Raw genomic sequence first — 6,959 nt, 5'->3', positions numbered from 1 at the left:
CTCTTTCGAGCCAGTGATCCTCATTCGTTTTTATAGGGGCGTTATTTCACAGCCCCTTTCTGACGTAAAACGACCTGACTGCAGCCATCTACTTCCTGCAGCTGCACGGAAATATCCTCGGCCCGTGAGGTCGGTACATTTTTACCTACATAATCGGCCCGGATCGGTAATTCCCGATGTCCCCGGTCTACCAATACGGCCAATTTGATATAGTGTGGCCGGCCCAGTTCCATAATGGCATTTAAGGCTGCCCGTACGGTCCGGCCGGTAAACAAGACATCATCTACGAGAATGACTGTCTTGCCATCAGCAGAAAAACGATGCTGGCCGCTCGTAATCGTATTAATACTGTTTTGGCGCTGATCATCACGATAGGCCGAAATATCCAGATCATAGACTGGCACAGGCGTGCTTTCAATGGCGGCCAGCTCTGCAGCCAACCGTTTTGCCAGGGGCACGCCCCGCGTGTGGATACCGACGAGGACTGTATTATCGAGTCCCTTATTCCGTTCAATAATTTCATGGGCAATCCGTCTGATGGCACGGCTCATGGCCTTGTCATCCATTAAGATGGTTTTTATTTTCCACATGACACGTTACCTCATTTTCTCTGGGCCGCCCGTTCGAGGCAAGCCAAAAAATCAGCCGGTGCCGGTGCTTCAAAATGCATATTTTCGCCCGTCACAGGATGAACCAAATCCAGGCTATGGGAATGGAGGGCTTGCCCTTCGATGGGGAAATGGTCCTTCTTATAGCCATAGAGGGGGTCGTTCACGACCGGATGCTGAATGTAAGCCATATGAACGCGTATTTGGTGCGTACGGCCTGTTTCCAGCTTACATTCTACCCAGGTCAGGTCGCCGTAGCGCTTCAAGACGTGAAAATGCGTTACTGCTTCCCGGCCACCTTTAGCGACGACAGCCATCTTGATACGATCCTTCGGATGGCGTCCTAACGGCGCATCGACGATGCCCCGGTCTTCAACGATATTACCGTGTACTAACGCCCAGTACGTCCGGTGCGCTGTATGGGCTTTGATCTGCGCTGCCAGACCATGATGGGCTTCATCGGTCTTTGCAGCTACCATGACGCCGGACGTATCTTTATCCAGGCGGTGTACAATCCCCGGCCGGATAACACCGTTTATGCCGGATAACTCACCGCGGCAATGGTAAAGAAGAGCATTGACCAGTGTGCCATCAGGATTTCCCGGTGCCGGATGCACTACCATGCCCCGCGGTTTATTGATGACGATAATGTCTTTATCTTCATATAAAATATCCAAAGGAATGTCTTCAGGCACGGCGCGCAATTCTTCCTGAGCCGTCAGTTCTGCGCGAATCTGGTCGCCTTCCTTCAGACGATAATTGGGTTTCACAGGCCGTTCATTCACCACAGCGTTTGCTTCTTCAATTAACTGTTTGGCAAAGGCCCGGGATAACTCCAGCTCCTGCGCCAAATATGCATCAAACCGTTTACCCGTATCCGATGCTTCCGCTTCTAACAGACGTGTTTCCATACTACCTCCGCTCATCCGAATTATGTGTCCAGCAATACCATAACAAGAGGGCAACGCCTGTTACGATACCAATATCTGCAATATTAAAAACGGGCCAAATACGGAAATCAAAGAAATCCGTTACGGCACCGCGCCAAAACCGATCCAGGGCATTCCCCAGGGCACCGCCCAGGAGCAGTCCGATTCCAGCCTGGGCCACCAGGCTCCGGGGCAGTTTATGGCGAAAGAAAAAACAAGTCCCAAATAATAATGCTGCAATAGCCAGGAAAATCCAGCGCTGGTTTTCCAGGATGCCAAAGGCAGCCCCTTTATTCAGGATATATGTGATATGAAAAAATCCTGGCAAAACCGGAATAGACTCATGGAGCAACATATATTGCCGTATCAGAAACTTACTCCCCTGATCCAGCAGCGTAATCAACAAGGCTATACCTAAAACCTGCACAAATACCTCCTCAATCCTGTTCACACATACGAAACAACTTGCGCACCCGTTCACGTACCAGTAATGGTAACGCCTTTATCCTATCATAGAAAAGGGATAAATTCAAATTCCACAACAAAAAAAGGAGACACCAAAATGTCTCCCTTTTTGTACGTGACCATTATGCTTATTCAGCGGAAATGGCACCAGTCGGACATACGGATTCGCAAGAACCGCAGTCGATGCAGGCGTCAGTAACAACGTACTTCGTTTCGCCTTCTTCAATAGCGCCTGTCGGGCAAGTGCCAGCGCAGGAACCGCATTTTACGCATTCATCGGAAATTACGTGCATGTTTTTCACCTCCAATAAAGTCCATGGAGAATTAATTTCCCCTTGTCTTCATCATTATTACACGAAACATTTAAAATGTCAATCAACACTCTGATAGTGCAGTTTTACGCCCTTTCTTACAAAAAAAGAACCGACGAGGGGAGTCGGTTCTTTTCGCAAAGTATCATCGGGGGAAGACGATACCCTATGGTCAAAGATATAAGATAGGGGTGTTCGAGGGGTATATGAACAACTTATATCTTTAACATTTCGTAGAATCATTCTACATATACTATGATATCAGGTTTTCATTAAAAGTAAATAAGCCAAGATTAAAATTAGATTAATTTTAATCTTATGTTTTCTCTAGCTATACAATTGTTTGTCATATGCGAATTTTATATGGACACACCCGTCCCCGGCAGAAAATAAGAGAGTCTGGATATACAAAAAATCATATATATAATGTATAATACATATAGTGTTAGGAAGTAAGACTCATTTTGCTTTCTACCGTTACGGGAGGTCTAACTACTATGAATCGTAAATCTCATATCTTAATTGTAGAAGATGAGAAACAAATTGCCCGTTTCCTGGAAATGGAATTAGAGCATGCCGGCTATGAATGTACCAAAGAATATAATGGCACGGCTGCCATGGACCGGATTGGCCAGGAACACTTTGATTTAATCCTTTTGGATATTATGTTGCCCGATACAGATGGACTCTCACTTTGTCAGCAAACGCGAAGATTTTCTAATGTGCCCATCATGTTTTTATCTGCCAAGGATGACGTAGAAACAAAGGTAAAAGGCCTGGATATGGGCGCCAATGATTATCTTACCAAACCCTTCAATAGCCGGGAGCTATTAGCCCGTATCCGCGTTCTTCTGCGGGATCACAATACAGGAGAAGCTTCGGAAGACACGTTACAGCTCAAGGATATGACTTTGTATATTGACCGTCATGAAGTTGTCGTAAACGGAAAAAAACTGATGCTGACAAAAAAAGAATTCGAACTTCTAACGTATCTCATCCGGAATAAAAATATCGTCCTCACGCGGGAACGGATTTTGGAAGAAGTGTGGGGCTACGATTATGCCGGAGATACGAACGTCGTCGATGTATACATCCGCTATATTCGCGGCAAAATCGGCCAGACACAGAAAAAAAAATATATTTATACCATACGCGGGGTAGGCTATGCGGCAAAAGATTAAAAACAAAATAAAACAGATTTCTCTTCTGACACTGCCCCTCTTTGCTAAAATGGTACTGCTCTATTCCTTTATTGTCTTTATCATCTTATTGATCGTCTCACTGATTACTGTAACCAGTGTGCATTATATTATGGAGCGTTCTATAGAGCAGGACCTCTATAGCAGTGCCGATTCGACCTTAGAGTATCTGAATGCTTCGGGAAGTATCGATTCCGCTGTCTTTACGCGTTCGAATCTGCAGCCCTTCGTCAATTTACAAGTATACGATGCCGCCGGCAGACTGCTTCTCGATAATGGTCCGGCCCACTCCATCAAAAACCTCAGTGATCGTTATATCGACGATGCCATCCGCAGCGACAATGCGATTTCTCTGCCGGAAACTATAACGGGCAGCGAAACTGGCATGTTCGTATACTATAAAAAATGGAAAAGCCGGGATAATAAGACCTATTATCTTCGCTTTTCCCGTGTTCCCGATAAGGAAAACACCTTCATTTCCCTGCTTTCCAAACAACTGGTAGCGTCTGTACTTCTCAGCCTGATTTTAACGGTCATTTCCGGTATGTACCTTACACGTAAATCATTGGCACCTCTATCGCTTATTAATGAGACATTAAAGGGGATTGAAGTAAACAAGCTGAACCAGCGTATTATCATTCCGGAAGCGGCAAAAAAAAATAAAGAAATTCAGAATCTGAGCCAGTCCATCAACCAGGCTCTGGATCGCATTGAATATGGCTATAAGCAGCAACAGCAATTTATCAGTAATGCGTCACACGAACTGCGCACCCCTCTTACAGTCATCAGCGGTTACATCAATCTCCTCGACTGTTGGGGAAAGAACAACCCGGAAGTCTTAGACGAAAGCATTAGTGCCATAAAATCAGAAACGGATTACATGCAGCAGCTCATTGAACGCTTGCTCTTCTTCGCCCGTTCGTCCACAGGTACGCTGGAAGAACATTTTGCCGAGCTCAATTCAGCCAATATACTGGAAGAAGTCTATACAGGTGTTTTACTCATTGCTGACGGACGAAAAATAGTGATACAGCGTAATGACGCTGTATCCATCTATGCAGAAGAAGGTAGTATTAAGCAAATGCTGCGTATCTTTATTGACAACGCCCTAAAGTATACCCCTGCTGGCGGGTCCATCTATCTGTCCTGTGAAGCGACGGCAGACGAGGTCTGTTTCAAAGTGCGGGATACAGGAATCGGCATTCCCGAAGAAGAATTAGCCCGCGTATTCGAACGTTTTTATCGCGTCGATTCGTCACGTACAAAAGATACAGGTGGTTCCGGCCTCGGCCTGGCCATTGCCAAATATATTGCCAAGGGCAATAATGCCAGACTGGAATTGGAAAGCAAACTCCATGAGGGGACAACCGTAACTGCGATTCTGCCCCGTTACTATCAAAAGAAAGAACACCCACAGGAAAGCAACGACCTGGTACGTATGGACGACCATATGCGTATGACGTAACAAAAATCCCTGCAGTTCTGCCGTAGCAGCTGCAGGGATTTATTATACAACAGCGATCAATGTTTCTGGGCAAAGGTCAGGAAGCCCGGATAAATAGCACCATCGCCCAACCCTTCTTCAATTTGCAGCAAGCGGTTGTATTTTGCTACACGTTCACTGCGGTTCGGCGCACCCGATTTAATCTGGCCGGCATTAATAGCGACAGCCAAATCAGCGATGAAGGAATCTTCCGTTTCGCCGGAACGATGGGAAATGATCGTACGATAGCCATTGCGATGAGCCAGTTTGATAGCTTCCAGTGTTTCTGAGAGGGAGCCAATCTGGTTCAGCTTAATGAGGATTGCGTTGCCGCAGCCCTGGGCAATACCTTTAGCCAGCCGTTCCGTATTAGTAACAAAGAGGTCATCACCGACGAGCTGTACCTTATCACCTAATTCCTTGGTGAGCTGTGCCCAGCCTTCCCAATCCTCTTCATCCAAGCCATCTTCAATAGAATAGATAGGATACGCCTGGACCAATTTCTTCCAATGAGCAATCAGTTCTGCCGACGTGTATTTCTGACCACTCTTAGGCAAAACATATTCCCCTGTCTTAGCCCCTTTCCATTCGCTGGCGGCAGCATCCAAGGCGAGGACAAAATCTGTTCCCGGACGATAGCCGGCCGCTTCTATGGCACGGATAATATATTGGATTGCTTCTTCATCACTGGCAAGGTTCGGTGCAAAACCGCCTTCATCGCCAACGGAAGTCGTAAGGCCATGCATTTTTAAGAGAGCTGCCAGAGAATGATATACTTCCGAGCACCAACGCAGCCCTTCACGGAAAGACGTAGCACCGGCAGGCATAATCATGAATTCCTGTACATCTACTGTATTAGACGCATGGGCGCCGCCATTCAAAATATTCATCATCGGTACAGGCAGCTGATTGCCATTGATTCCGCCAATAAAACGATACAGCGGCTGGCCGAGCGACTTTGCAGCTGCGTCAGCAGCCGCCAAGGAAACAGCCAAAATAGCATTAGCGCCGAGATTCGATTTATCTTTCGTACCGTCAGCCTTCAGCATGGCCTGATCAACAGCAAAAATATCGTATGGAGAAAGACCCTTTACAGCTTCACGCAGCGTCGTATTGACGTTATGTACAGCATGAACGACGCCTTTGCCACCATAACGGGCAGTATCTTTATCGCGTAATTCCAAAGCTTCAAACTGACCCGTCGACGCACCGCTAGGTGAAGAACCACGACCAACTGTACCATCTGTCAAAATAACATCAGCCTGAACCGTCGGATTACCGCGGGAATCGAGAATTTCACGGCCAATAACCTGTTCAATACGATTATCTTTCATAAGAAAACCCCCTTTATACATGCTTAATTATTGAAGTCAATAGAATCGATCTATACATATGAACGTATGGATTTGTCTATATTATACAACACAGTTTAGGTATAGTATAGTAAATTGCTGAACATAACGATTATTTGATAAAAATAAAAAATGAATAACGAAGTACCAGGCAGCTTATTGGACTCGCCCCGGTGAATACGAAAAAAAGCACCGGTTTCTCGGTGTTTAAATGGGCGCCCCCGTAAGGGAGCTGGGCCGGATGCGAAGCATTCAGGTCTGAAGGGGTTCATTTTATTTTGAATATTTTTTTTCTTCCAATGAACCCCTTTCGATACATCTGCTGAACGCGCAGATAAGTCACTGTCCCCTTCCAGTGCGTATCATGATCGGGGATACGCACTGGAACCGCAATGCCCACACAGGGGCATTGCGCCCCCAAGGGGGGCAGCTCTGGACCGCCGCTGATTACGAAAAAGGAGCACCGATTTTATCGGTGCTAGTGCGGGCACACTTGTTGTGTGATTGGTTTCTAATGCACCCCTTTCGATTCATCTGCTGAACGCGCAGATGAATCACTGTCCCCTTCCAGTGCGTATCATGATTGGGGATACGCACTGGAACCGCAATGCC

At 46.4% G+C, this 6,959-nt stretch carries 7 protein-coding genes; 2 read left to right on the top strand and 5 right to left on the bottom strand.

Features of this window, described 5'->3' with window-relative positions:
• Positions 1–41: 41 nt before the first annotated feature.
• The 4 genes from pyrR to fdxA all read right to left on the bottom strand — a co-directional run bounded on the left by pyrR (position 42) and on the right by fdxA (position 2,295).
• A complete protein-coding gene (gene pyrR / locus PGX44_RS13495) occupies positions 42–590 on the bottom strand; it encodes a bifunctional pyr operon transcriptional regulator/uracil phosphoribosyltransferase PyrR (RefSeq protein WP_498855778.1) in 549 nt (182 codons plus the stop codon).
• Between the two features lie 11 nt (positions 591–601).
• Positions 602–1,519: an RluA family pseudouridine synthase gene (locus PGX44_RS13490; RefSeq protein WP_498855777.1), complete on the bottom strand. Its 918-nt coding sequence runs from the start codon at positions 1,517–1,519 to the stop codon at positions 602–604.
• 1 nt (position 1,520) lies between these two features.
• The gene (lspA, locus tag PGX44_RS13485; protein ID WP_498855776.1) at positions 1,521–1,964 is read right to left on the bottom strand and encodes a signal peptidase II; all 444 of its coding nucleotides are present in this window, start codon (positions 1,962–1,964) and stop codon (positions 1,521–1,523) included.
• Positions 1,965–2,130: 166 nt separating this feature from the next.
• A complete protein-coding gene (fdxA, locus tag PGX44_RS13480; RefSeq protein WP_186501958.1) occupies positions 2,131–2,295 on the bottom strand; it encodes a 4Fe-4S ferredoxin in 165 nt (54 codons plus the stop codon).
• Between the two features lie 515 nt (positions 2,296–2,810).
• Here fdxA and PGX44_RS13475 point away from each other — a divergent pair.
• Entirely contained in the window at positions 2,811–3,494 is a 684-nt protein-coding gene (locus PGX44_RS13475; RefSeq protein WP_498855775.1) for a response regulator transcription factor, read from the top strand.
• Positions 3,478–4,977: a sensor histidine kinase gene (locus PGX44_RS13470; RefSeq protein WP_498855774.1), complete on the top strand. Its 1,500-nt coding sequence runs from the start codon at positions 3,478–3,480 to the stop codon at positions 4,975–4,977. Before PGX44_RS13475 ends, PGX44_RS13470 begins: the two co-directional genes overlap by 17 nt.
• 56 nt (positions 4,978–5,033) lie before the next feature.
• On the opposite strand, the gene eno is transcribed toward PGX44_RS13470, so the two are convergent.
• Positions 5,034–6,329 (bottom strand): phosphopyruvate hydratase, encoded by a 1,296-nt coding sequence (gene eno / locus PGX44_RS13465; RefSeq protein WP_498855773.1) that lies wholly within the window; start codon positions 6,327–6,329, stop codon positions 5,034–5,036.
• Positions 6,330–6,959 lie beyond the last annotated feature (630 nt).

The sequence above is a fragment of the Caecibacter sp. AF58-12pH5A genome, from assembly GCF_027681725.1.
In the GTDB taxonomy this organism is placed as follows: domain Bacteria; phylum Bacillota; class Negativicutes; order Veillonellales; family Megasphaeraceae; genus Megasphaera; species Megasphaera hominis.
Note: the sequence above shows the minus strand (reverse complement) of the source record. Positions and strands in the feature narration are given on the sequence as shown.

Coding starts and splice junctions, on each gene's coding strand:
- pyrR (WP_498855778.1), bottom strand. CDS start 590: ATGTGGAAAATAAAAACCATCTTAATGGATGACAAGGCCATGAGCCGT.
- PGX44_RS13490 (WP_498855777.1), bottom strand. CDS start 1,519: ATGGAAACACGTCTGTTAGAAGCGGAAGCATCGGATACGGGTAAACGG.
- fdxA (WP_186501958.1), bottom strand. CDS start 2,295: ATGCACGTAATTTCCGATGAATGCGTAAAATGCGGTTCCTGCGCTGGC.
- PGX44_RS13475 (WP_498855775.1), top strand. CDS start 2,811: ATGAATCGTAAATCTCATATCTTAATTGTAGAAGATGAGAAACAAATT.
- PGX44_RS13470 (WP_498855774.1), top strand. CDS start 3,478: ATGCGGCAAAAGATTAAAAACAAAATAAAACAGATTTCTCTTCTGACA.
- eno (WP_498855773.1), bottom strand. CDS start 6,329: ATGAAAGATAATCGTATTGAACAGGTTATTGGCCGTGAAATTCTCGAT.